Source organism: Falsiruegeria litorea R37, from assembly GCF_900172225.1.
In the GTDB taxonomy this organism is placed as follows: domain Bacteria; phylum Pseudomonadota; class Alphaproteobacteria; order Rhodobacterales; family Rhodobacteraceae; genus Falsiruegeria; species Falsiruegeria litorea.
Genome location: NZ_FWFO01000001.1, coordinates 1,506,492 through 1,529,832, shown reverse-complemented (window position 1 = coordinate 1,529,832; position 23,341 = coordinate 1,506,492). Strand labels below are relative to the sequence as shown.

20 protein-coding genes are annotated in these 23,341 nt (G+C 60.4%); 9 read left to right on the top strand and 11 right to left on the bottom strand.

The window, feature by feature from the left end:
- Positions 1-41 precede the first annotated feature (41 nt).
- Positions 42-740 (bottom strand): HAD-IA family hydrolase, encoded by a 699-nt coding sequence (locus TRL7639_RS07535; RefSeq protein WP_085795116.1) that lies wholly within the window; start codon positions 738-740, stop codon positions 42-44.
- Positions 741-947: 207 nt separating this feature from the next.
- Between TRL7639_RS07535 and TRL7639_RS07530 the strand changes: the two genes are divergently transcribed.
- On the top strand, positions 948-1,490 hold the full coding sequence (locus TRL7639_RS07530; protein WP_085795115.1) for a pyridoxamine 5'-phosphate oxidase family protein: 543 nt from the start codon (positions 948-950) through the stop codon (positions 1,488-1,490).
- Here TRL7639_RS07530 and TRL7639_RS07525 read toward each other — a convergent pair whose 3' ends face one another.
- The gene (locus tag TRL7639_RS07525; RefSeq protein WP_165759773.1) at positions 1,491-2,210 is read right to left on the bottom strand and encodes an FkbM family methyltransferase; all 720 of its coding nucleotides are present in this window, start codon (positions 2,208-2,210) and stop codon (positions 1,491-1,493) included.
- Positions 2,211-2,303: 93 nt separating this feature from the next.
- Here TRL7639_RS07525 and TRL7639_RS07520 point away from each other — a divergent pair, with 93 nt between their 5' ends.
- Complete coding sequence (locus TRL7639_RS07520; protein WP_085795113.1) at positions 2,304-2,990, top strand: DNA alkylation repair protein; 687 nt, start codon at positions 2,304-2,306, stop codon at positions 2,988-2,990.
- Here the strand turns inward: TRL7639_RS07520 and TRL7639_RS07515 are convergent.
- The gene (locus TRL7639_RS07515) at positions 2,978-3,439 is read right to left on the bottom strand and encodes a hypothetical protein (protein ID WP_085795112.1); all 462 of its coding nucleotides are present in this window, start codon (positions 3,437-3,439) and stop codon (positions 2,978-2,980) included. The genes TRL7639_RS07520 and TRL7639_RS07515 overlap by 13 nt on opposite strands.
- Positions 3,440-3,530: 91 nt before the next feature.
- On the opposite strand from TRL7639_RS07515, the gene moaA reads away from it, so the two are divergent.
- Genes moaA through TRL7639_RS07500 form a run of 3 tightly spaced genes read left to right on the top strand, consistent with a single transcriptional unit; the run spans position 3,531 to position 6,879 of the window.
- The gene (gene moaA / locus TRL7639_RS07510; RefSeq protein WP_085795111.1) at positions 3,531-4,538 is read left to right on the top strand and encodes a GTP 3',8-cyclase MoaA; all 1,008 of its coding nucleotides are present in this window, start codon (positions 3,531-3,533) and stop codon (positions 4,536-4,538) included.
- Positions 4,538-5,836, top strand: a complete 1,299-nt coding sequence (locus TRL7639_RS07505) for a 3-deoxy-D-manno-octulosonic acid transferase (protein ID WP_085795110.1) — start codon at positions 4,538-4,540, stop codon at positions 5,834-5,836. Before moaA ends, TRL7639_RS07505 begins: the two co-directional genes overlap by 1 nt.
- Complete coding sequence (locus tag TRL7639_RS07500; RefSeq protein WP_085795109.1) at positions 5,833-6,879, top strand: glycosyltransferase family 4 protein; 1,047 nt, start codon at positions 5,833-5,835, stop codon at positions 6,877-6,879. The genes TRL7639_RS07505 and TRL7639_RS07500 overlap by 4 nt, the downstream gene beginning before the upstream one ends.
- A gap of 79 nt (positions 6,880-6,958) precedes the next feature.
- Here TRL7639_RS07500 and TRL7639_RS07495 read toward each other — a convergent pair whose 3' ends face one another.
- From TRL7639_RS07495 to TRL7639_RS07475, 5 genes are read right to left on the bottom strand one after another with little or no spacing between them, the layout of a single operon-like run.
- Positions 6,959-8,122 carry a M20 aminoacylase family protein gene (locus TRL7639_RS07495; protein WP_085795108.1) on the bottom strand — a complete coding sequence of 388 codons (1,164 nt, stop codon included), beginning with the start codon at positions 8,120-8,122 and terminating at the stop codon, positions 6,959-6,961.
- Between the two features lie 28 nt (positions 8,123-8,150).
- Entirely contained in the window at positions 8,151-9,314 is a 1,164-nt protein-coding gene (locus tag TRL7639_RS07490) for a M20 aminoacylase family protein (protein WP_085795107.1), read from the bottom strand.
- A 39-nt stretch (positions 9,315-9,353) separates the two neighbouring features.
- Positions 9,354-10,520 carry a M20 aminoacylase family protein gene (locus TRL7639_RS07485; protein ID WP_085795106.1) on the bottom strand — a complete coding sequence of 389 codons (1,167 nt, stop codon included), beginning with the start codon at positions 10,518-10,520 and terminating at the stop codon, positions 9,354-9,356.
- A complete protein-coding gene (gene argE / locus TRL7639_RS07480; protein ID WP_085795105.1) occupies positions 10,521-11,690 on the bottom strand; it encodes an acetylornithine deacetylase in 1,170 nt (389 codons plus the stop codon). It abuts the gene before it with no gap.
- Positions 11,691-11,699: 9 nt separating this feature from the next.
- A complete protein-coding gene (locus TRL7639_RS07475; RefSeq protein WP_085795104.1) occupies positions 11,700-13,520 on the bottom strand; it encodes an ABC transporter ATP-binding protein in 1,821 nt (606 codons plus the stop codon).
- A gap of 283 nt (positions 13,521-13,803) precedes the next feature.
- On the opposite strand from TRL7639_RS07475, the gene TRL7639_RS07470 reads away from it, so the two are divergent.
- The 4 genes from TRL7639_RS07470 (at position 13,804) to TRL7639_RS07455 (ending at position 18,835) form a co-directional block, all read left to right on the top strand.
- Positions 13,804-15,510 (top strand): peptide ABC transporter substrate-binding protein, encoded by a 1,707-nt coding sequence (locus tag TRL7639_RS07470; protein WP_085795103.1) that lies wholly within the window; start codon positions 13,804-13,806, stop codon positions 15,508-15,510.
- Between the two features lie 109 nt (positions 15,511-15,619).
- Positions 15,620-16,627 carry an ABC transporter permease gene (locus TRL7639_RS07465; protein WP_085795102.1) on the top strand — a complete coding sequence of 336 codons (1,008 nt, stop codon included), beginning with the start codon at positions 15,620-15,622 and terminating at the stop codon, positions 16,625-16,627.
- Complete coding sequence (locus TRL7639_RS07460) at positions 16,620-17,552, top strand: ABC transporter permease (protein ID WP_085795101.1); 933 nt, start codon at positions 16,620-16,622, stop codon at positions 17,550-17,552. The genes TRL7639_RS07465 and TRL7639_RS07460 overlap by 8 nt, the downstream gene beginning before the upstream one ends.
- Before the next feature lie 212 nt (positions 17,553-17,764).
- The gene (locus TRL7639_RS07455; RefSeq protein ID WP_085795100.1) at positions 17,765-18,835 is read left to right on the top strand and encodes a YeeE/YedE family protein; all 1,071 of its coding nucleotides are present in this window, start codon (positions 17,765-17,767) and stop codon (positions 18,833-18,835) included.
- Here the strand turns inward: TRL7639_RS07455 and TRL7639_RS07450 are convergent.
- From TRL7639_RS07450 to TRL7639_RS07440, 3 genes are all read right to left on the bottom strand, one after another.
- The gene (locus tag TRL7639_RS07450; protein ID WP_085795099.1) at positions 18,771-20,048 is read right to left on the bottom strand and encodes a DUF3422 family protein; all 1,278 of its coding nucleotides are present in this window, start codon (positions 20,046-20,048) and stop codon (positions 18,771-18,773) included. The genes TRL7639_RS07455 and TRL7639_RS07450 overlap by 65 nt on opposite strands.
- Positions 20,049-20,287: 239 nt before the next feature.
- A complete protein-coding gene (locus tag TRL7639_RS07445; protein ID WP_085795098.1) occupies positions 20,288-21,721 on the bottom strand; it encodes an NAD(P)(+) transhydrogenase (Re/Si-specific) subunit beta in 1,434 nt (477 codons plus the stop codon).
- A gap of 14 nt (positions 21,722-21,735) precedes the next feature.
- Complete coding sequence (locus TRL7639_RS07440; protein WP_085795097.1) at positions 21,736-23,307, bottom strand: Re/Si-specific NAD(P)(+) transhydrogenase subunit alpha; 1,572 nt, start codon at positions 23,305-23,307, stop codon at positions 21,736-21,738.
- Positions 23,308-23,341: the final 34 nt, after the last annotated feature.

The following is a 23,341-nucleotide window of genomic DNA, read 5'->3' as shown; positions in this document are numbered from 1 at the left end:
GTTTGTCCGTTTGCTGTCCGGGGCCGTCAAGCGCCCAAAGGTCAATTCACATTTCCCAAAGCCGCGTTTTCGGTCTTTGCACTCAGGACGCGCCCCACCAGATCGGGCAGATCCGCGTAATCCTCCAACAGCGCTTCGGGCTCCAACGCGGCCATATCCGCGCCTGACGGGCCAAAAGTCACCAGGATCGACGGCACGCCCGCCGCGCGCGAGGTGTTGCGATCCGTGTCGGAATCCCCGATCAGAAGGCAGTGATCGGGATGCCCACCGGCCTGCCGCGCGGCCTCGCGCAGCGGCTCTGGGTCGGGCTTGCGCACCGGCAACGTGTCTGCCCCGATGAGCGAAGCAAACGCATCTCGCGCACCCAAACGCTGCATCAACAACTCGGCCAGACCCTCGGGCTTATTGGTACAAATGCCAACGCCGTACCCCAAAACCTTGAGCCGCTCGACCGCGTCCATGGCGCCGGGATAAAGAAATGTGTGGGTGTCGATGGCCTCAGCATAAGCCTCGAGCAGGACCGGGTAATAGCGATCCACTGTCGCCTGTTCCAACGCGCCCAGGCGTTCCAGTCCGCGGGTCAGCATCATCCGCCCCCCGCGCAGGGCGATTCCGGCATCCTGCCCCGGGATCAACACATCCCCGTGCCCCATGTCGCGAAAGCAGTGGTTCGCAGCAGCCAGCAGATCACCCGACGTATCCGCCAGAGTTCCGTCCAGATCAAAGATTACCGTCTGCATCCTGCCCCCATTTGTCCCTTCGCGCTCTGCGGCCCTTCGCGTCGCACAATGTCCTTTAACTCGCGGATAATCTGCGGCAGCGTGAATTTAAAGTGAAATCGCGCCCAAACACCCGCATTTGAGCACCAACAGACTTGAACCCGCGCGCAGGCACCGCGCTAGAGTAACTCAATACGTCGACAGGCAGAACAACCGAACGGAGAGGCCATGGCCAAGCAGTTTGACCGTATCGAAGACCAGCACCGCAGCTTTATCGAAGAGCAGCATATGTTTTTTGTCGGCTCAGCCGGACCCGAGGGGCGCGTGAATATATCCCCCAAGGGAATGGATTCGTTACGGGTGAAGGGCCCCAATCGCATCTTGTGGATGAACCTGACCGGCAGCGGCAACGAGACTGCCGGGCATCTGCGTGAAAACGCGCGCATGACATTGATGTGGTGTTCTTTTACCACCCGCCCCTTGATCCTGCGTACATTTGGCACGGCCCGTGCCACGCATGTCACCGATCCGGAGTGGGAGGATTTGGCCCGACATTTCCCAGCACACCGAAGCGCTCGCCAGATCTTTGATCTGGACATCGACCTGGTGCAAACGTCGTGCGGCTATGCCGTCCCCTTTATGGAGTTTCAGTCAGACCGCGACACGATGCAAAAATGGGTCGACGAAAAGACCGACGAGCAGATCCGAGCCTATTGGGTGAACAGAAACACTGAGACCATTGACGGAAAACCCACTGGAGTTCCCACCTGATTAACCCTGGATGTAAAGCACGTCCCCATGGCGTGGCACCTGCATGTAACGATGCGACGCCAAGCGGAAACCCATGGCCTTCATATGCGAATCTATGTCTTCGAATAGAGCGCCGCCGTCGTACATTGGCACGCGGGACACTTCGCATTTGCATTGATGGAACTGTTTAAGACCTTCCCCCAAGCCCTTGAGAACAGAGAGTTCATGCCCTTGCACATCCACAACCAGCATCGGCCTGGTGGCGCTAGTGACGTCGATGTCATGTCGGGCCAAAATCTCAGGGAGCGAGCAAGTTTTCATCTGGATCACTTCGCCGGTTTCGCGGCTATGCGGGAACCGTTCGCGATAGGTATCGGTCGAAGTATAGATGGATGAGGACGCCCCATCGCCATTGAAGCGATTGAAAGTCAGCTCTTCTCCGGCCGTGGCGGACACCAATGCGTTTTCCGTGACATGGCGAGTGGTTCGGGGACGGGTTGCAATTGCCGTGGTGAGCTTCTTGTAGGTGTCAGGATCAGCCTCGACCCACAGGATCGTCTGGGCGCCGCATCGCTCATAGAATTCCGCATCCTCACCCCAATGCGCGCCCACGTGAACCACCAGGTCGATAGGCGCGCGCCGTTCCATCAACAACTCGTACTTGGACGCACGAAAGTGCTTTCGCCACCCGACTGGCACCAGTTTTTTGGCGGACCTTTCAAGCCCCTTGAGAAAATGCATCATCTGCTCCTGCCGATTTGAGTGGATGCTTATCAGCCCCCTTGATCTTGGAAAAGCGGTCCATATGCTGCAAGACAAAAAAGAGACCCACCGATGCTTGCCGCCTATCTGGATGAAATCAAATCCCACGCCGACCCCGAGCGCGCGCCCGGCATGGCGTCATATCACAAGGTCGAGCGCGAGTACCTGGGGGTAGCAAACCCGATTTTAAACGACCTGACAAAGAGTTGGCGGCAAAACCTTACAGTCGAAGAGCGGGTTCAATTGTCCTCTGAGCTGTGGCAGACCAATGTCTATGAGGCGCGGCTTGCCGCCTCGAAACTGCTGACCCAAGCGCGCATTCGTCCTGATGAGGCCGCGTGGGAGTTGCTGCAAAGTTGGCTGCCCGATTTTGACAGCTGGGCGATTGCCGATCATGCCTGCATGGCGGCGCAAAAGCGCCTGACGGCCGATCCCGAACGCCTGGATCAAGTCGAGGCATGGACGCAGTCAGATCACATGTGGACCCGGCGCGCGGCCCTGGTGGCAACCTTGCCCTGGACCAAACAGAACCACCCAAAACCGGACGATCTGATCCGGCGGGATCGCATTCTGAGTTGGGCGGCAAGCTATGTCCCGGACCGCGACTGGTTCATTCAAAAGGCCATCGCGTGGTGGCTGCGTGAGCTGTCGAAACACGACGCCGACCGCACGTGCGCCTTTCTGGCCGCTCATGGTGACAACATGAAACCGTTTGCCCGCAAAGAAGCGGGTCGTTTTCTGAAGTCTCAGCTTGAATAAACGTCGAGCTCAACCAGTTGCTCAAGCGGCGCCAGCAACTTGCGCATCGCCTCAAGCGACAGGAAGCTGCCCGCTGTGGGATCCCCGGGAATCGGGATCAGCGTCACCGTGGCCGATGCGCCGGTCTGGCGCACTACAACACGGCCGGTGCGTTCGACCTGCACCAGCGGGGTTTCCATCCAGATCCCACCCTTGGTTGGATCCCCCAGTCCAGCGATGGTCTGCTTGGCACCTGTCCAGGTCTCTAGCTTCTGCGCCTGAGAAGTTTGGCTGGCTTCCGCCACCTCCTCTTCCGGCGTCTCTGCAACCTCGGCCACTTCAACCTCTTCCACTGTGTTTTCAGCGGGTTCCGGGTTCGAGCTAAACCACCCCCCAACTCGATCAGAGGTGGAACGCACCTGGTCGCAACCCGCGACCGCGACAACGGCAATCAGCAACATGTATTTCATGCCCCGACCCTAGTCGGCCACTACGCCGCGCACCACCCCAATTCTCACATTGCCCTTGCCGGGCTGGGGGCCACGCTTTACCTATGCACTCATGACCGCACCGCTGATCGATCCATTCGCCCGCGCCATCACCTATCTGCGTGTTTCCGTAACGGACCGCTGCGATTTTCGCTGTGTCTACTGCATGTCGGAAAACATGACCTTTTTGCCGAAGAAAGAGCTGCTAACGCTCGAAGAGCTGGACCGCATGTGCTCGACCTTTGTAGGCTTGGGCGTTGAAAAGCTGCGGATCACGGGTGGAGAGCCACTGGTGCGCCGCGATATCATGACATTTTTCCAGTCGATGACGCGGCATCTGGACAGTGGCGCGCTCAAGGAGCTGACGCTGACCACCAATGGCTCGCAGCTCGAACGCTTTGCCGATCAGCTTTACGCCGCTGGCGTGCGGCGCGTGAACATCTCGCTCGATACGCTGGATGAGAAGAAATTTGCCGATGTCACCCGTTGGGGCCGCCTGCCGCAGGTGCTGCGCGGCATCGATGCGGCGCAAAAGGCGGGCCTGCGGGTCAAGATCAATGCCGTTGCGCTCAAAGGGTTCAACGAACCTGAATTGCCCAAGATCACTCAATGGTGCGCCGAACGCGACATGGACCTGACCTGGATCGAGGTTATGCCGATGGGCGATCTGGGCAATGAGGACCGATTGGATCAGTACTGGTCGCTCAAGGATGTGCGCGCGGAATACGCGCAGCACTATACCGTCACCGACCTGGCTGAACGCACCGGCGGTCCGGCGCGCTATGTGCGGCTGGAAGAGACCGGGCAGAAAATCGGCTTTATCACCCCGCTTAGCCACAACTTCTGTGAAAGCTGCAACCGCGTGCGCCTGACCTGCACCGGCGAGCTGTACATGTGCCTGGGCCAAGAGGATATGGCGGACCTGCGCGCACCGCTCAGGGCACATCCCGATGACCCATCAGCGCTTGAGGCCGCAATCCGCGATGCCATCTCGCACAAGCCCAAGGGTCACGATTTCGACTATTCCCGCCAACGCGCCGACGGCCAGATGAGCCGCCACATGAGCCACACGGGCGGCTGATGTCGTCCCCCACCGGGAAACCGACCCCGCTCTATCACCTGTATCGGGGTGTGACAGCGGCGATTGCCCCTATTGCCTGGGCCAGTGTTGCGCGCAAACTGCGCAAGGCCGGGGTATCAACTGAGCGTCAACAAGAACGCCTGGGCGCGGCCAGCCTGCCCCGTCCACCGGGGCAACTCGTGTGGTTTCATGGTGCAAGCGTGGGCGAAAGCCTGTCGGTCCTGACCCTGATCACCCGCATGGGCGAGCGCCTGCCCGGAACCGAGTTCCTGATCACTTCGGGCACGCCCACCTCGGCCGAGCTCATCGCCAAACGCCTGCCACCGCGCACGCGCCATCAGTTTGCACCGCTGGACGTGCATGGGCCTGTGGGCCGTTTCTACAACCATTGGCGGCCCGAGGCCGGGATATTTGTCGAAAGCGAGATTTGGCCGCAAATGCTGGTCAAGGGACGTGAACGTGGCACCCGTTTGGCGCTGCTCAACGCACGGCTGTCCGACAAGTCCGTCGAAGGCTGGAAAAAACGCCCCAAGACCGCGCGCTTCCTGCTGGACCAGTTCCGTCTGATGCTGACGCAGAATGACAAAACGGCGCAGAACCTGCTGGACATGGGCGCCGATCCGGCCCGCGTGAAGCCAGGCACCAACCTCAAGGCCACTTCGGCACCGCTGCCAGTGGACGAACTCGCCCTGGCACGTATCCGGGGTGAGATCGGGGATCGCCCGCTCTGGATCGCCAGTTCGACCCACGCGGGCGAAGAGGAAACGGTGCTGGCCGCACACAAGGAGCTGCTCAAGAGCGATCCTGACCTTCTGCTGCTGCTTATCCCCCGTCACCCGGATCGCGGGGAAGAGGTCAAACGCCTGGTGGGGCAAGCCGGGCTAACTTGTGCTCAGCGATCCACGGGCCAAGCATTGGCTCCGGACACCCAAGTCTATCTGGCGGATACCTTGGGCGAGACGGGCACGTGGTACGCGCTCTGCCCGCTGGTGTTTATGGGCGGATCGCTGTTGAAAATCGGCGGTCACAACCCGTTTGAACCCGCCCAAGCCGGGGCCGCCGTCATCACCGGCCCCGGATACTACAATTTCCGCGAAACCTTTGATCCGCTGATCGCCCAAGGGGGCGCGGTAGAGGTCACGGACGCCGCCAGCCTTGCAGAAGCCGTCTCACATTGGCTTACCAACTCGCCGGCGCTGAAAGCAGCTTGTGCCGCCGCCCGCACCTGCGTTCAGGATCAAGCCAACGCCTTGGACGATGTTGTGGAAACCCTGATCAAGGCGTTGGAGCTGGAATGACGCCTGAGCTTTTTGTCACCAACTTCAACAAGAACTTCACCGGGGTGTCAGCCACGGCGGCCAATGTCATCCGCCAGCAGGCGAAACACCACGACCTACGACTGGTAGGCCATCCCCTGCCCGGTTGCCCGGACCCGATCACCGCCAGCGACGCCAAGCGCCTGAGCCGCAAGGCGCCTGTCGGGCGCGCCTTTGCGATCTGGCACGTGCGCCGCAACCCGGAAATGCGCGTGGCAATCTGGGCGCGCGATGTGCTGCAACTGCCCATTCGCATCGTCTTTACCTCGGCCGCACAGCGCCTGCATTCGGCCTATCCCCGTTGGTTGATCAGCCGCATGGACGCGGTGGTGGCCACGACCGAACGCGCGGCAGAGTTTGTCCCCCATGTCCGCGCCGTGGTTCCGCATGGCGTCGACACGGACCTTTTCACCCCCGCCGCTGACCGCGCCACCGCCTGGGCCGCGACTGGATATGGCGGCACGATGGGCATCGCCACCATCGGGCGCATCCGACCTGAAAAGGGCACCGATCTTTTTGTCGAGGCGATGCTGCGTCTGCTGCCCGACTTGCCGGGGGCCACAGCCCTGGTCATCGGGCGAGCGGGTGGCAAACATGATGCGTTTCAACAAAAGCTCCAGGACCAGATCGCGGCTGCGGGCCTCAGCGACCGCATCCTCTTTCCCGGCGAGGTGCCCGCCGCCGAATTGCCTGCGCTGATGCGCGGCCTGTCGTTGGTGATGCAAATGCCCCGCTACGAAGGCTATGGCATGGCACCGCTCGAAGGAATGGCCAGCGGCGTGCCCTTTGTGGGCAGCGACGCGGGCTATTATCAGGCCTTCTCAGCCCAAGGGCGCACCGGCTCGATTGTCCCGATAGAGGCCGCCGTCGACGCCGCCGAAGCGGCCAGAGCAATCCTGTCAGACCCGGACAAACACGCCGCAATGTCCCGCGCCGTACGCGAGGTTGCGCAACACAGCTTCAGCGCCGCACGCGAAGCCGCAGGGATTGGCGCTGTTTATGACGCACTCTGGTCAAACACCTGACCCCCTCTTCCTCTTGCCAAAAATATCCCGGGGGAGGCCCCGCAGGGGTCGGGGGCAGAGCCCCCTTCCCACCTTGTGATCAAGCAGCAGGCATCCGCTGCTCGACGATCTCGGCCCACCAGCTGCAGCCAGCCGGGATCGCATTGTCGTCAAAGTTGTACTCGGGATGATGCACCATGGCCGTGTCGCCATTGCCAACGAGAATATAGGCCCCTGGGCGTTCTTCGAGCATGTAAGCGAAATCCTCGCCGCCCATCACCAGAGGCGCATCATCGCAAGAGCCAGACACATCGCGCGCCACCTTGGCCGCAAACTCGGTCTGCTCTTCGGTGTTCACCATCACCGGATAGCCGCGCATGTAGTTGATGTCGGCGGTTCCGCCAAAGGTCGCCGCAATGCCGTTGCAGATCTCTTTGATCCGGGTTTCGGCCAGATCGCGCATCTCTTTCGACATGGTGCGCACGGTGCCTTTGATCTGCACCGTCTGCGGAATCACGTTGAAGGCCTTGGACGAGGTTTCAAACGACGTCACTGACACAACAACCTGATCCACAGGATCCGCATTGCGCGACGCAATCGTCTGCAGCGCCAGCACGGTCTGCGCGGCCATCACGGTTGTATCAACGGTGTCATGCGGTTTCGCAGCGTGGCCGCCGCGCCCCTCAAGTGTGATGTCGAACGTATCGGTGGCCGCAAAGAACGCACCGGGACGGATCGCGAAGGAGCCAACAGGACGGCCCGGCCAGTTGTGCATGCCATACACTTCCTGAATGTTCCAACGCTCCATCATGCCGTCGTCGCACATCTCTTTGCCGCCGCCGCCGCCTTCTTCGGCGGGCTGGAAGATCACCACGACGGTGCCGTCAAAGTTGCGTGTCTCGGACAAGTACTTGGCCGCCCCCAGCAGCATCGCGGTGTGGCCGTCGTGACCGCAGGCATGCATCGCACCATCGGTCTTTGAAGCATACTCCAACCCGGTCGCCTCGTGGATCGGCAGCGCGTCCATGTCGGCGCGCAAGCCGATGACTTTTCCGGCAGTGTCGGATTTGCCCTTGATCACGCCCACAACGCCGGTTCGACCGATACCGGTGACAATCTCATCACAGCCGAACTCTTGCAGTTTTTCCGCAACTAGCGCGCTGGTACGGTGCGTTTCGAACAGAATTTCCGGGTTTTCGTGAATGTCTCGTCGCCATTCGGTGATTTCATTTTGCAGTTCCGCAAAGCGGTTCTTGACTGGCATGTCTCTTCTCTCTCTTGGTTTATCGCATTTACGCGGCAGGCATGCGCCGCTCGACCATCTCGGCAAACCAGCTGCAGCCGATTGGGATGATCTCGTCGTTGAAGTTGTATTCGGGGTGGTGCAGCCCGGCACTGTCGCCATTGCCCAGGATGATGAAGGCGCCGGGACGAGCCTCCAACATGAACGAAAAATCCTCGCCGCCCATGACCATTGGTGCCTCACCGCAGGAGCCACCCACGATGCGTGCAGCCTCGGCCGCGTACTCTGTGTTCGCTTCGGCGTTGCTGGTCACGGGAACCCCGTGTTCATAGGTCACCTCGGCCTTGCCACCAAAACTCGTTGCGATCCCTTGCGTCACCTCATGCACGCGCTGTTCGATCAGGGCGCGCATGTCGTTGGAATGGGTCCGCACCGTGCCTTTGATCCGCGCAGCCTGCGGGATGACGTTGAAGGCATTCGAAGAGGTTTCCACCGACGTGACAGACACCACGGCCTGCAACACCGGATCGGTGTTGCGCGAAACGATGGTTTGCAACGCCACGATGAGTTGCGAGGCCATCACGGTCGTATCAACCGTCTCTTGCGGTTTGGCCGCATGGCCCCCGTGCCCCTCAAGCGCAATGTCGAACGTGTCGGCAGCCGCCAGCATCGGGCCAGACCGGATCGCAAATTGACCGGTCGGCAGGCCTGGCACATTGTGCATGCCGTAAACCTCTTGGATGCCAAAGCGGTCCATCATCCCGTCCTTGACCATCGCTTCGGCCCCGTTGCCGCCCTCTTCGGCGGGCTGAAAGATGACCACGGCGGTGCCATCGAAATTGCGGGTCTCGGCCAGATATTTCGCCGCCCCCAGCACCATCGCCGTATGCCCGTCATGACCGCAGGCATGCATCGCACCATCGGTTTTCGACGCATAGTCCAGCCCGGTCTGTTCCTGCATGGGCAGCGCGTCCATGTCTGCCCGCAGGCCGATCACCGCGCTTTTGGTATCGGTCTTGCCCTTGATGACGCCGACAACTCCGGTGCGACCGATGCCGGTCACGATCTCATCGCAACCGAACTCTTTCAGCCGCTCGGCGACCAAAGCGCTGGTGCGGTGGGTGTCGTACAGGATCTCGGGGTTCTCGTGGATGTCTCGCCGCCACGCCGTAATCTCGGCGTGCATTTCGGCCAGGCGGTTCTTGATCGGCATGTCACTCTCCCCTTTGTCATACCGTGGGATTCGCCACGCTCAGGCGGCAGGCATTCGTCGTTCGATGACCTCGGCATACCAGCTGCAACCCGCCGGGATCGCCTCGTCGTCAAAATTGTATTCCGGGTGATGGCACATGGCCGTGTCCCCGTTGCCAATAAAGATGTAGGCGCCGGGGCGCTCTTCCAGCATGTAGGCGAAGTCTTCACTCGGCATGATTGGATCAGTGGCATCGTTGACCGACCCCGACACCGCCTTGGCGGCTTCGGCAGCGAACACGGTCTCGTCTGGCGTATTGACCGTCGCGGGATAGCCCGGCGTCCAGGTCATCTCGGCCTTGGCGCCAAAAGCCGAAGCTGTGTCTTCGGCGATCCGGCGCACGCGCTCTTCGGCGATGGCACGGTATTCGGGGTCCAGTGTGCGAACGGTGCCCCGAAGGCGCGCGGTATGGGCGATCACGTTCGAGGCGACACTGTCGGTTTCAAAAGTGCCCACCGTCAGAACCACGCGCTTGATCGGATCAACTGTGCGCGCCACAACAGATTGCAATGTAACAACAATTTGCGATGCAACCAGAGTTGTATCAACCGCATCATGTGGCGCCGCGGCATGGCCACCCTTGCCGGTAACGGTGATTTCAAACTCATCAGACGAAGCCAGCAGCGCGCCGGGACGAATCGCAAATTCCCCAACCGGCATGCCCGGCATGTTGTGCATGCCATAGACCTCTTGAATGCCCCAACGGTCCATCATGCCGTCCTGGCACATTTCCAGACCACCGGCCCCGCCCTCTTCGGCAGGCTGAAAAATCAGCACGGCGGTGCCGTCAAAGTTCCGCGTCTCGGCCAGGTATTTCGCGGCCCCCAACAGCATCGAGGTATGTCCGTCATGCCCACAAGCATGCATCTTGCCTTCAGCCGTCGAGGCATAGTCCAACCCCGTCGCCTCGTGGATCGGCAGCGCGTCCATGTCGGCACGCAGGCCAATCACACGGCCCTTGGTGTCGCTGCGCCCCTTGATGGTGGCGACGATGCCAGTGCGCCCGATGCCGGGGGTGATCGTGTCTACACCGATCTCTTTCAGCCGCTCTCCGACAAATGCGGCGGTTTCTTCGACGTCAAAGAGCAATTCTGGATGTGCGTGGAGGTGCCGACGCCAGCCAGTGATTTCGTCGTGCATCTCGGCCAAGCGGTTTTTGATCGGCATTTAACCCTCCTGCAATCGGTCCAATAATCGGTCGGCAAACGCGACGCCCGCCTCGAACTGCGCAACCGTGATGAATTCGTTCGGCTGATGCGCCTGAGCGATGTCACCCGGTCCGCACACCACGGCGGAATATCCCGCCTCTTGAAACTGTCCGGCCTCGGTGCCGTAGCTAACCACATGAGAGGCGTTATCACCGGTGATCTTGCGCACCAATCCCTCGGCCTCGCCATTCTCTTCGGGTTTCAGGCCCGGCACGCCAAAGCGTTGATGCACCTCGATCCGGGCCTCGGGATGAATGGCCTGCATTCCCTCTTCGACTTCGCGGATCTTGTCCCTGACCATGGCGGTCCAGGCGTCCTTGTCGGCGTCTGGGACGGCCCGGTATCCGATGTCGAAACTACAGTGTTTCGCCGTGATATTGGCGGCAGTGCCCCCTTCGATGACGCCGGTATGCAACGTCGTCCAGGGCGGCTCAAACATGGCCGCGACAGGGGTGGGTTCCTTGGCCCGTTCGGCCTCGTTCACCTCATTCGACCACGCAATGATCTTGGCCGCTTCCATGATGGCGTTGACGCCGGTGTGCATGATCGAACTGTGGACCTCGAACCCCCAGACATCGACCCAAAACCCCTGCCCGCCCTTGTGGCCGGTCACAGCCTTCATCATCGATGGCTCGCCAACGATTACGGCCGAGCCCTTAGGCAAAACCGGCTGCATCGCTTCGATCATCGGCGGTGCGCCGGTGCAGCCGATTTCTTCGTCAAAACTCAACGCCAGTTGCAGAGGCTGCTTGAGATCTCGGTACGTGCCCTCGACCAAAGCCCAGATGGCGATGGCGTCGAACCCCTTCATGTCGCAGGTACCGCGACCAAAGTACTTTCCGTCTCGCTCAACAACGGTGAACGGGTCAGTGTCCCAAGGCTGCCCATCGACCGGCACGACATCCGTATGCCCCGACAGAACGACGGCCCCTTCTTTCCAGGGGCCGACGTGGGCAAACAAGGCCGCCTTGTGGGGTTGATCCGGGTCGGGCCATCGATGGCTTTCGATGCCGTGGCTGGTCAGATACCCCTCAACCCAGTCGATCAGTGGCAGGTTGGTGTCCCGGCTGACCGTCGGAAACGAGATCAGCTTGGTCATGATCTCCAGCGGCGATAATCGCTCGGCCATGATGTCCCCTTAGTACCCGCTGTCGGTGGTCAGCACATAATGCCCCGGCTCGACCTCGTTGTATTTCGACGGTTCGGGGCTGTAGTCCAACCCGTGGATGGGCGACGGGATCGGTTTGAAGTTCAAGTCTTTTTCCGACTTGCGCTTGTTCGGGTCGGCAATCGGAACCGCCTTCATCAATGCCTGTGTATAGGGATGCTGCGGGTTTTCAAACACGCGGTTGCGCGGGCCAAGTTCCACAATCCGACCCAGGTACATCACACCCACCTGATGGCTGACGCGTTCGACCACGGCCATGTCGTGCGAGATGAACAGATAGCTCAACCCCAGTTCGGCCTGCAGTTCCATCATCAGGTTCAGCACCTGCGCCTGCACTGACACGTCAAGCGCCGAGACCGCCTCGTCCGCGATGATCAACTTTGGGTTCAGGGCCAATGCACGGGCAATTGCGATTCGCTGACGCTGACCGCCCGACATCTCGTGCGGATAGCGGCGCATAAAGCTGCGCGGCAGTTGTACACGGTCGAACAGGTTCGCCACCCGATCCGTCAACTCAGACCCGCTGGCTACGCCATAGTTGCGCATCGGCTCGGCCACCTGTTCCAGCAGCTGCATCTGCGGGTTGAGCGAGGCAAACGGGTCCTGGAAAATCATCTGCATATCCAGACGCGCCTTGCGCAGGCCGCCTTGGTCCAGCTTCATGATATCGACGCCATCCAGGTCAATTTCGCCCGCCATCGGTTCGACCAAACGCAGAATCGAACGGCCTGCAGATGATTTACCGCACCCTGATTCGCCCACCAGGCTCAGGGTCTGGCCCCGGTTGATGGTGAACGACACATCCTCGACCGCATGGACATTGGAAATGGTGCGACGGAAAAAACCGCCCTTGACCGGGAAGCGCGTGGTCAGGCCTTTGACCCGCAACAGCACCTCGTTTGTGCCTGGGATCGGATCAAGGTTCTGCCCCTCGACCCCCATCAGTTTCATCGGGCTGGGTTCTTTGCTGCCGCGCATCTCACCCAGTTTCGGAACCGCGGCCAGCAGCGCCTTGGTGTAGTCGTGCTGCGGGTTCTCAAAGATCTCCTGAACCGTGCCCTCTTCGACTTTGTTGCCGCGGAACATGACGACCACGCGGTCGGCCATCTGCGCCACAACAGCCATGTCGTGGGTGATGAACATCACCGCCGTGCCGGTTTCGCGCTTCAAGCGGTCCATCAGCGCCAGAATTTCGGCTTGAATGGTCACATCCAGCGCGGTTGTGGGTTCGTCCGCGATCAGCAGGCGCGGCTCACACGCCATAGCCATGGCAATCACCACACGCTGGCGCATACCACCAGACAACTCGTGCGGGAATTGTTTCAGGCGGCGTTCAGGCTCGGGGATTCGCACTTGGCGCAGCAACTCAAGCGCGCGCGCCTCGGCGTCTTTTTGCGACATGCCCTTGTGAACGCGCAACCCTTCGGTCAGCTGGCGACCCACAGTAAAGACCGGGTTCAGGGCAGTCATCGGCTCTTGAAAGATCATTCCGATCTCGTTGCCGCGAATCTGTTTCATCAACTCCTGGTCGGCATTGGCCAGGTCCATTTCACCGCCATCGCGCCGATCAAACAGCAGTTTCCCGCCCGCGATCTCGCCGCCGCCGAACTCGACCAGACGCATCAACGAGAGGGAAGAAACCGATTTTCCGGACCCGGATTCGCCAACGATACAAACGGTTTCGCCCGGATTTACCTCGAACGAGACATCCTCGACACCGACAACCGGACCGTCTTTTGTCTGAAATTCGACCCGAAGACCTTTGATCTGTGCAATAGGCTGATCCAGCACGCGCGCGCTCCCCTTTGGTCGCCTTTGGAATTGAGAGCCAAACGCTAAGACCCTGCGAGGGGGAAAGTCAAACGCATAGATTTTCCCGTCACGAAGGCTTGCAATTTTTTGAAACTCTGTTTCGATACGCCTCGTAACCGTTCTCGGGGGATGAATGGCGCTGACGTAACGTGAACCTGTTTCCCGTTTAGTTCCAACTCCTTAATCGAAGAGCGGCACACGCTGAATCCGCGGGCATCGCGGAGATAATCGAGGCACGTAAGTGTCCAACATGGAGTGTATAATGAAAGTCAAAGCCCTTTTACTTGGTGCGATCGCAAGCACGGCAATGGCCCCGATGGCCATGGCCGAGCGCGGGTCGGACGGCAACGTCAACATCATCTATTGGCAAGCCCCGTCGATTCTGAACCCGTTCCTGTCGGGTGGTACCAAAGACGGCGACGCCTCGGCGATCATCCTCGAGCCGCTGGCGCGCTACAACCAGGACGGCGAACTTGTTCCCTTCCTGACCACCGAAATTCCGACCGTTTCCAACGGCGGCGTGAGCGAAGATCTGACCCAGATCACCTGGAAGATCGCGCCCGGCATCAAATGGTCGGACGGCTCGGCCTTTACCTCGGCTGACGTCAAGTTCACCGCCGACTACTGCATGCACCCCGAAGGTGGCTGCGCGCAGCTGACCAAGTTTGACGGCGTGCAGTCGGTCGAAACCCCCGATGACATGACCGTTGTCGTGACCTTCGACAAGCCGACCCCGTTCCCATACGGCCCCTTCGTTGGCGGCGAAAGCCCGATCCTGCAGAAGGCACAGTTCGAAAACTGCATGGGAGCAAAAGCGCCCGAGTGCACCACCGAGAACTTTGGCCCGATCGGCACCGGCCCGTTTGTTGTCACCGAGTTCAAGCCGAACGACGTGATCACCTATGCGGCCAACGAAAACTATCGTGACCCGAACAAGCCCGCATTTGCGACAGTGACGTTCAAAGGTGGCGGCGACGCAACCGCGGCCGGCCGTGCCGTCATGGAAACTGGCGAGTTCGACTATGCCTGGAACCTGCAGCTGGCGCCCGAAGTGATCGCACAGATGCAAGAAGGCGGCAAAGGCACCCCGATCGCAGGCTTCGGCCCGCTGGTCGAGCGTATCATGCTGAACCAGACCAACCCGTCGCCCGACCTTCCTGAAGGCGAGCGTTCGACTGCCAAACATCCGCACCCGTTCCTGCAGGACCCGGCCGTCTACAAAGCCATGTCGCTGGCCATCGACCGCCCGCTGCTGGTTGAGATCGGCTATGGTCAGGCCGGTGCGGTTACCTGTAACTGGGTTCCGGCACCTGCTGCTGTAAACTCGTCCACCTTCTCGTGCGACACCCAGGACATTGCTGGCGCCAACAAGCTGCTGGACGATGCAGGCATCGTTGACACCAACGGTGACGGCGTACGTGAAAAAGACGGTGTGCCGCTCAAGGTCGTTTACCAGACCTCGACCAACGCCGTGCGTCAGGACTTCCAGGCTCTGATCAAAGAGTGGTGGAGCCAAATCGGCATCGAAACCGAGCTGCGCAACATCAATGCGTCGGTCTTCTTTGGTGGTGACCCGGGCTCGCCCGATACCTTCCAGAAGTTCTATGCTGACGTTGAAATGTACGCCAACACCTTCAACGGCACCGACCCGCAGTCCTACCTGGGCAACGGCATTTGCGACAAGGCTCCGCGCCCGGAATCGCAGTGGCAGGGTGAAAACATCAGCCGCTTCTGCAACGAAGAGTTCGATGCGCTGCACGCTGAGCTGACCCAGACCGCTGACGCGGACAAGCGCGCCGAAATCGCGCGTCGTCTGAACGACATCATGGTTGAAAACGGCGGCATGATCCCGCTGGTGCACCGTGGTCGTCTGTCGGCACATGCCAACACCCTGGGCGGTGTTGTCCTGAACGTGTGGGACAGCGAAATGTGGAACATCGCTGACTGGCACCGCAAGACCGGTTCCTAAGCGTTAGCCCTTGCAAAGCCGCGCTCCGATCATTATCGGGGCGCGGCCTCTGGCATCATGACCCCAAGTCGCACCCAAGAAAAAGACTCATAAACAAAGGCGCACACGAATGCTGACCTTCACTATCCGACGTTTGGTTCTGGCTGTACCAACGCTTTTGTTCATCAGTCTAGTTATCTTCATGCTGTTGGAATTTGCCCCCGGCGACCCGATGGCTCAGGTCCCGCTGACTGTTCCCCCCGAAGTCAAAGAAAAGATGCGCGAGGCCCTTGGCCTTGGCCAGCCCATCCATATCCGGTTCTGGAAATGGATCGTGCAGTTCTTCTGGATCGAACCGCAGGTTCTGATCGACTACTATCTGGGAACAAGCTTCTCCGAGGGCAAGCTGCGCGTGATCTCCTGGCAGACCCGTTCGCCCGTCATGGACATCGTGGTTCAGCGTATTCCGCAGACCCTGTGGGTTGTTGGCACCGCTTACGTTGTCGCCATCATCATCGCGCTTCCGATCGGCATCTACTCGGCCTATCGCCAGTACAGCTGGTTCGACCAGTTGGGCACGTTTGTGTCGATGGTGGGCTTCTCGGTTCCGCCCTTCTTCTCGGGCGTTCTGGTGATCGTGATCTTCTCGGTCCAGTTGGGATGGTTCCCGTCGATTTATGACACCACGCTGGTCGTCAACAGTTGGGAAAGTTTCGTAAAGCAGCTGCAACAGATGATCATGCCGGTCATGGTTCTGGCGTTGCAGATCACTGCGCAGCTCAGCCGGTTCATGCGGGCCTCGATGCTCGACAACCTGAACCAGGATTATGTCCGCACCGCCCGCGCCAAGGGGCTGAGCGAATATGTCGTGGTCATGGTTCACGTCCTGCGCAACTCGATGATCCCAGTTGTCACCGTTATCGCCCTGGGTATCCCGGCCATCTTTGGCGGCGCCATCATCACCGAGCAGGTGTTCAAGGTGAACGGCATCGGCCAGTTGCTGATCGGCGCCATTCAGGCCAACGACCTGCCCATGGTGCAGACCCTCACATTCATTTTCGCCGTGCTCATCGTGCTGTTCAACCTGATCGCCGATGTCCTGTATGGCATCCTTGACCCACGGATCCGCTATGACTGAACTAAGCAAAACTCAGACTACGCTGAACCAACCGGAACCGACCAAACCGCCGCGCAGCCAATGGTTGGACGTGTGGGACCAGTTCAAGACCCACAAGGGCGCGATGATGGGCGGCGTTCTGTTCATCCTGATCGTGGCCGGCGTGTATCTTGGGCCGTTCATCTGGGACATCGACGCGACCCAGATCGACATCCGGTCCCGCAATCAGGGCCCCAGCTGGGCGCACCCCTTTGGCACCGACCAATTGGGCCGTGACCTGTTGGCTCGCATGATGGCCGGCGGCGCGACCTCTGTTTCAGTGGGCATCACCGCGATGCTGCTGGCGCTGTTCCTGGGTTCGTTCGTGGGCGTTCTGGCGGGGTTCTTCAAGCGGCTCGACGGCCCGCTGATGCGCCTGACCGACCTGTTCCTGGCTCTGCCTCTGCTGCCACTGCTGCTGGTGATGATGCTGCTGTTCCGCGAGCCTTTGAATGCGGCCTTCGGTCTGGAACAGGGGATTTTCATCCTGATCGTGTCCGCCATCGGCATCACCTCGTGGATGCCTACAGCCCGTATCGTGCGCGGTGATGTGCTGGCCCTGAAGGAACGCGAGTTCGTTCTCGCCGCCCGCTCCATCGGGACCACCAACTCCAAGCTGATCACCCGCCACATTCTGCCCAACGTGCTGTCGCCGATCATGGTGTCGGCCACCCTGGGTATTGCTACCGCAATCATCACCGAAAGCGCCTTGTCGTTCCTTGGCTTGGGCTTCCCGCCCGACTTCCCAACCTGGGGCCGGCTGCTGTTTGATGGCGTCGACTATCTGCAACAATACCCCGAGCGTGTGATCTGGCCCGGGCTTGCGATCTCGCTGACCGTGCTGAGCGTCAACTATCTGGGCGACGGTCTGCGCGACGCTCTGGACCCGCGTATCCGCGGTCGCTGAGCACAGCAAAAAAGAACATCTGCAAACGGCCGCCCCGCAACGGGCGGCCGTTTGTCTTTCCAGGGTCGCAGAACGACGATATTGTTCCCCTTCCCCATTCAAGATCAAGAAATCTTCCCCCTCCGAAACGCACCATCATATTCACATAGCCTTGATTGTTGATGAGTGCTGGACCTAGTGGAACTCAGTACCCACCCCGGCTGGAGGCCCCCATGTTCGAAACATTCGGCTTTGAAGAGACAACCGCAAAACAAGCCAGTGTCGCGCTGGCGCTTATCCTTGGCGCGATCTTCGGCTTCCTCGCCGAACGCACTGGGTTTTGCTTTCGTCGCGCCGTGGTGGGAGAAGATCGCCGCTCTGCTGCCGGTGTCTGGATGATGGCCCTGGCCGTGGCCGTGATCGGCACCCAGTGGCTGGTGTCAGCGGAACTGATCACTTTCGACGAGCACCGTTTTATGGCATCTGAATTCCCCATACTCGCGATCGTTCTGGGCGGGGTGATGTTCGGCATCGGCATGGTGTTGACCCGAGGCTGTGTTTCCCGCCTGACCGTTTTGGGGGGCACCGGAAACCTGCGCGCTTTGCTGGTTCTGTTGGTGTTTGCCGTGGTGGCCCACGCCATGCTCAAGGGCGTCTTGGCCCCGCTGCGGGTGGCGGTCGGTTCGGTCACTTTTGATCTTGGTTCCAACGTCTCGCTCGCAACTTTGCCCGGTGGCGCTTGGCTCTATGCCGGTGCGTTGGGTGGGGCCGCTCTGATCACGGCCCTGCGGTCGGGGAATGGTCCACTGGTCTTGCTTGGGGCAGCCCTCATCGGTGCATTGGCTCCGCTGGGGTGGGTCGGCACCGGCTACATTCTGCTGGATGAGTTTGACCCCATTGCGCTGGAAAGCCTGTCCTTCACCTCTCCGGCTGCAGACAGCCTGTTCTACACCGTTGCGTCGACTTCGATCTTGCCGGGCTTTGGCGTGGGCTTGATGGGTGGTGTCCTGACCGGTGCCTTGGTCGCAGCCCTGCTGTTCGGCAGTTTCCGCTGGCAGAGTTTCGAAAGCCCGCGCCAGACCGGGCGTTATCTGGCTGGTGCAGCGCTCATGGGGATGGGCGGCGTTCTTGCCGGCGGTTGTACGGTTGGCGCTGGTTTGTCAGGTGTTCCCACCCTGAGCGTCGCCGCAATCACCGCCCTGCTGTCGATCGCTTTTGGGGGCAAACTGGCAGATCAGGCTATTCGATCCGCTTCCGGATCCGGCGCACCATCAGCCACACCAACCCAACAACCGGCAGAGTGACCAGCGCGGTGATCATCCCCTTGCTCAATCCCGTCGCAGTCAGCGGATAGAGCAGATACGCCGCCAGAGAGACCGCGTAGTAGCTGATCGCCACCACCGACAGCCCCTCGACCGTGTGCTGTAGCCGCAGGGCCAGATCGGCCCGGCGGTCCATGCTTTCCAGCAAGGCCTGGTTCTGCGCGCTGCGTTCCACATCGACCCGCGTTCGCAGCAACTCGCCCGCCCGGATCGCCCGGTCCGACAGCATCTGCAGTCGGGTTTCGGTTGACTTCACGGTTCGCATCGCAGGTTCATACCGGCGCATCATGAAGTCGGCAAAGCTCTGCCGCCCTTCAAAGCGTTCCTCGCGCAGGGACTGGATGCGCTGGTTCACGATGGCCTCATAGGCGCCTGTCGCACCAAACCGGAACGACGAGCGCGCGGCCATGGTTTCCAGCTGGGTCGAGATCGACAAGAGCTGCGGCAGCATCTCATCGGCGGGCGCTTCGCCTTCTGTCATCTCGACCATCAGCTGTGTCAGACGCACATCCATCTCTCCCAGCCGCTCGTTCAGTGATTTGACCCGTGCAAAGCCCAGCATCGACATCGCCTTGTAGGTCTCGACCTCGCACAGGCGTTGCACGATCCGCCCCACCCGCCGCTTGCCAGTGGTCTTGGAGACAAAGACGGCAAAGCGCATGTGCCCGGCCGGGTCGATCCGGAAATCCCCTGCCGCAATGGCTGCATCATCCAACACCTGCGACACCGCCAGGCTTTCCGGAACAAACCAATCCGCCAAGTACCGTTTGACCTGCGCTTTGTCAGGGCGATCCAAAACACGCACCATGGCCGAGGTCACCCGTTGCCCCGGCGCCTGTTCCAGCCAATCCGCGGGGAAGACCTCAAAATCCGTTGGGTTGAACTCTCGCTCGCTCACCCCGTCCGAAAATGCCGTATAGGTCACGAACTCTGTGTGCTGTTCCCATTTTAGCCAATGCCGCCCGATCTGGCCGGCATAGTGCGTGGCGTCCGGTTGTGGGTGCGGCGCGCCGTGGCGATCCAACAGATCCAACAGATGCGCCCGGTCCACCCCCCTGTCACGACCCGCCGCCTGATCCGGTTTCTTGATCGCCAGGAACACCACCGTGCAGGGCGCCTGCGACACCGGAAACGGGCGCGCATGCAACTCGTTGGCAAGCGCATAGCGCAAGGGATGGTCCTGAATCGGTGGCATGGGGCGTCTCCGGGCTTTGCGCCACTATAACGTCGCCCGCCTCAACATCAATTATCTTTTTAAATCAATAGCTTAGATGAATGCAAAGGTATACAAACCTCCCAACGCATTGAAACGCAGCGGTTTTTCGCGCCTCCACTCTTCCTCTTGCCAAAAATATCCCGGAGCGCGAGGCAGAGCCTCGCACAAAAAAAGGGCGCCCCGAAGAGCGCCCTTTCCGTTTTCCCGCAATTCCAAGATCAATTGATCATGGTCAGCAGTGTGTCCAGCGAGGCCTTGGCGTCGCCATAGAACATGCGCGTGTTCTCTTTGTAGAACAGCGGGTTTTCGATGCCTGAATAGCCCGTGCCCTGACCACGCTTGGACACGAACACCTGCTTGGCTTTCCAGCACTCCAGAACTGGCATGCCCGCGATCGGCGAGTTGGGGTCCTCTTGCGCCGCCGGGTTCACGATGTCGTTCGACCCGATGACGATGGCCACGTCCGTTTCCGGGAAGTCATCGTTGATCTCGTCCATCTCCATCACGATGTCATACGGCACCTTGGCTTCGGCCAAGAGCACGTTCATGTGCCCCGGCAGACGCCCCGCAACCGGGTGGATCGCAAAGCGCACTTCTTTGCCCTTGGCGCGCAGACGACGGGTCAGCTCCGCCACGTTCTGCTGTGCCTGTGCAACGGCCATGCCGTAACCTGGGATGATGATGACGCTGTCAGCTTCGTCCAGAGCAGTTGCCACGCCCTCGGCGTCGATTGCGACCTGCTCGCCCTCAACCTCCATCGCGGGACCGGTGGTGCCGCCAAAGCCGCCCAGGATCACGCTGATGAACGAGCGGTTCATCGCCTTACACATGATGTAGGACAGGATGGCACCCGAGGAACCAACCAGAGCACCCACAACGATCAGCAGGTCGTTGCCCAGCGAGAAGCCGATCGCGGCCGCCGCCCACCCCGAGTAGGAGTTCAGCATCGACACAACCACCGGCATGTCGGCGCCGCCGATGCCCATGATCAGGTGATAACCGATGAACAGCGCCGCAATGGTCAGAACCAACAGCGGGAAGAAACCGCCCGAGTTCAGATACCAGATCAGGCAGATCAACGACAGCGCAGCCGCACTGGCGTTCAGCATGTGACCGCCCGGCAGTTTGGTTGCCGCGGATGTCACCTTGCCCGACAGCTTGCCATAAGCAATGACCGACCCGGTAAAGGTCACAGCACCGATCCAGATCCCCAAGGCCGCTTCGACCCGCAGGATGTTGATCTCGACACCGTCTTTCTTGGCCAGCAGCGCCGCAAACCCTTCGAGGGTCTTCTTGGTCGCCTCGTCCATGGCCATGACGTTGCCCAGTTCGAAATGCGCGTTGAAGCCCACGAACACGGCCGCCAGACCCACCAGCGCGTGCATGCCAGCCACCAGCTCCGGCATCTGGGTCATTTCGACCTTTGACGCCAGCTGATAGCCGATCATGCCACCCAGGGCGATCAGGATGATCGACAGCCACCACAGGCCGGCACCAGGACCGATCAGGGTTGCAAAGACCGCCAGGCCCATGCCGACAATACCGTACCATACCGCGCGCTTGGCGCTTTCCTGACCAGACAGACCGCCCAGAGACAGGATGAAGAGAACAGCCGCGACGACATAGGCCGCAGTGGTAAATCCAAAGTCCATTGTCCTCTACTCCTTTAGGATTTCTGGAACATGGCGAGCATGCGCCGTGTCACGAGGAAGCCGCCGAAGATGTTGATCCCGGCCATGAAGACCGACGACGCCGCCAGCAGGATCACCAGGAACGAGCCCGACCCGATCTGCATCAGGGCGCCCAGGATGATGATCGACGAAATCGCGTTGGTCACAGCCATCAGCGGGGTGTGCAGCGAGTGCGAAACGTTCCAGATCACCTGGAAGCCCACAAACACAGCCAGCACAAACACGATGAAGTGCTGCATGAAGCTGGCCGGGGCAACAAGGCCCACACCCAGCATCACAACCGCACCAACCGCCAGCAGGGTCACCTGCTGCTTGGTCTGCGCCTTGAATTCGGCGACCTCTTGCGCGCGCTTCTCTTCCGGGGTCAGTTCCTTGACCTCGGGCTTTTTCTGCGCGGCAATTGCGGCCACTTTGGGCGGCGGCGGCGGGAAGGTGATCTCACCCTGGTGGGTCACGGTTGCGCCGCGGATCACGTCGTCTTCCATGTCGTGCACGATCTGACCGTCTTTTTCAGGGGTCAGGTCGGTCATCATGTGACGGATGTTGGTCGCATAGAGCGTCGAGGCCTGCGCTGCCATCCGGCTGGGGAAGTCGGTGTAGCCGATGATGGTCACGCCATTGTCGGTCACGATCTTCTCGTCCGCGACAGTCAGCTTGCAGTTGCCGCCCTTTTCAGCCGCAAGGTCAACGATGACCGAACCCGGCTTCATCGCGGCGACCATATCCTCGGTCCACAGCTCGGGCGCTTCGCGGTTGGGGATCAGGGCCGTGGTGATGACGATGTCGACCTCAGGCGCCAGTTCACGGAACTTGGCCAGCTGTGCCTCGCGGAACTCAGGAGAGGACACGGACGCATAACCGCCTGTTGCCGCACCGTCCTGCTGCTCCTCTTCGAAGTCCAGGTAAACGAACTCGGCACCCATGGATTCGACCTGTTCAGCCACTTCGGGCCGCACGTCGAACGCCAGAGTGATCGCACCAAGCGAGGTCGAGGTGCCGATGGCGGCCAGACCGGCCACACCAGCACCGACAACCAGAACCTTCGCCGGGGGAACTTTACCCGCAGCGGTGATCTGACCAGTGAAGAAGCGACCAAAGTTGTTGCCTGCCTCGATCACGGCACGGTAGCCCGCGATGTTAGCCATCGACGACAGCGCGTCCATCTTCTGCGCGCGAGAGATACGCGGCACCATTTCCATGGCGATGACGTTTGCGCCTTTGGACTTGGCCAGCTCCATCCCTTCTTCGTTCCCGGCAGGGTTGAAGAACGAGATCAGCGTCTTGTCGCCATTCAGGCGCTTGAGCTCAGTCTCATTAGGCTGGCGCACCTTGGCGATGATGTCGACCTCTTTCCACAGGGCCGCGGCGGTCTTGATGACCTCGACACCTGCTTCTTCGTACGTCGCATCCGAGAAACCGGCGGCAACACCTGCCCCGCTTTCGATCGCGCAGTCATAACCAAGTTTCTGCAACTGCAGCGCAGACGCCGGGGTCATCGCGACACGCGCTTCCCCCTCAAATATTTCCTTTGGTGTGCCTATTTTCACCCGTCAGGTCCCCCTTTTTCGCCCGTTTTCGGAC

Coding starts and splice junctions, on each gene's coding strand:
- TRL7639_RS07535 (WP_085795116.1), bottom strand. CDS start 740: ATGCAGACGGTAATCTTTGATCTGGACGGAACTCTGGCGGATACGTCG.
- TRL7639_RS07530 (WP_085795115.1), top strand. CDS start 948: ATGGCCAAGCAGTTTGACCGTATCGAAGACCAGCACCGCAGCTTTATC.
- TRL7639_RS07525 (WP_165759773.1), bottom strand. CDS start 2,210: ATGCATTTTCTCAAGGGGCTTGAAAGGTCCGCCAAAAAACTGGTGCCA.
- TRL7639_RS07520 (WP_085795113.1), top strand. CDS start 2,304: ATGCTTGCCGCCTATCTGGATGAAATCAAATCCCACGCCGACCCCGAG.
- TRL7639_RS07515 (WP_085795112.1), bottom strand. CDS start 3,439: ATGAAATACATGTTGCTGATTGCCGTTGTCGCGGTCGCGGGTTGCGAC.
- moaA (WP_085795111.1), top strand. CDS start 3,531: ATGACCGCACCGCTGATCGATCCATTCGCCCGCGCCATCACCTATCTG.
- TRL7639_RS07505 (WP_085795110.1), top strand. CDS start 4,538: ATGTCGTCCCCCACCGGGAAACCGACCCCGCTCTATCACCTGTATCGG.
- TRL7639_RS07500 (WP_085795109.1), top strand. CDS start 5,833: ATGACGCCTGAGCTTTTTGTCACCAACTTCAACAAGAACTTCACCGGG.
- TRL7639_RS07495 (WP_085795108.1), bottom strand. CDS start 8,122: ATGCCAGTCAAGAACCGCTTTGCGGAACTGCAAAATGAAATCACCGAA.
- TRL7639_RS07490 (WP_085795107.1), bottom strand. CDS start 9,314: ATGCCGATCAAGAACCGCCTGGCCGAAATGCACGCCGAGATTACGGCG.
- TRL7639_RS07485 (WP_085795106.1), bottom strand. CDS start 10,520: ATGCCGATCAAAAACCGCTTGGCCGAGATGCACGACGAAATCACTGGC.
- argE (WP_085795105.1), bottom strand. CDS start 11,690: ATGGCCGAGCGATTATCGCCGCTGGAGATCATGACCAAGCTGATCTCG.
- TRL7639_RS07470 (WP_085795103.1), top strand. CDS start 13,804: ATGAAAGTCAAAGCCCTTTTACTTGGTGCGATCGCAAGCACGGCAATG.
- TRL7639_RS07465 (WP_085795102.1), top strand. CDS start 15,620: ATGCTGACCTTCACTATCCGACGTTTGGTTCTGGCTGTACCAACGCTT.
- TRL7639_RS07460 (WP_085795101.1), top strand. CDS start 16,620: ATGACTGAACTAAGCAAAACTCAGACTACGCTGAACCAACCGGAACCG.
- TRL7639_RS07455 (WP_085795100.1), top strand. CDS start 17,765: ATGTTCGAAACATTCGGCTTTGAAGAGACAACCGCAAAACAAGCCAGT.
- TRL7639_RS07450 (WP_085795099.1), bottom strand. CDS start 20,048: ATGCCACCGATTCAGGACCATCCCTTGCGCTATGCGCTTGCCAACGAG.
- TRL7639_RS07445 (WP_085795098.1), bottom strand. CDS start 21,721: ATGGACTTTGGATTTACCACTGCGGCCTATGTCGTCGCGGCTGTTCTC.